Below are 277 nucleotides of genomic sequence, written 5' to 3' on the forward strand. Positions count from 1 at the left end.
CCGGGCATGCGGACGTCCATGAGGACGACGTCCGGCCGTGTCTCGCGGACGACGGAGACCGCCTCGGCGCCGGTGGCCGCCTCGCCGGCGACCTCCATGTCCTCCTCGGCGGAGAGGATGGCGCGCAGGGCGGTGCGGACCATGCGTTCGTCGTCGGCGAGGACGATCCGGATCGGCCTACGGGTCATGCGGGTCCCTTCAACGGCAGGCGTACGTGGAGCCGCCACACCCCGTCGGCGCCGCCCGCCTCAGAGGCGCCGCCCAGCAGCCGGGCCCG

General features: G+C 75.1%; 1 protein-coding gene. It reads right to left on the reverse strand.

What is annotated here, in order from left to right; translation table 11 throughout:
* Window positions 1-188: response regulator transcription factor (locus tag GTW67_RS35885; protein ID WP_161168890.1), on the reverse strand; the 188-nt coding region annotated here is incomplete at its 3' end.
* Window positions 189-277 lie beyond the last annotated feature (89 nt).

This window comes from Streptomyces sp. SID5910, from assembly GCF_009862125.1.
Classification (GTDB): domain Bacteria; phylum Actinomycetota; class Actinomycetes; order Streptomycetales; family Streptomycetaceae; genus Streptomyces.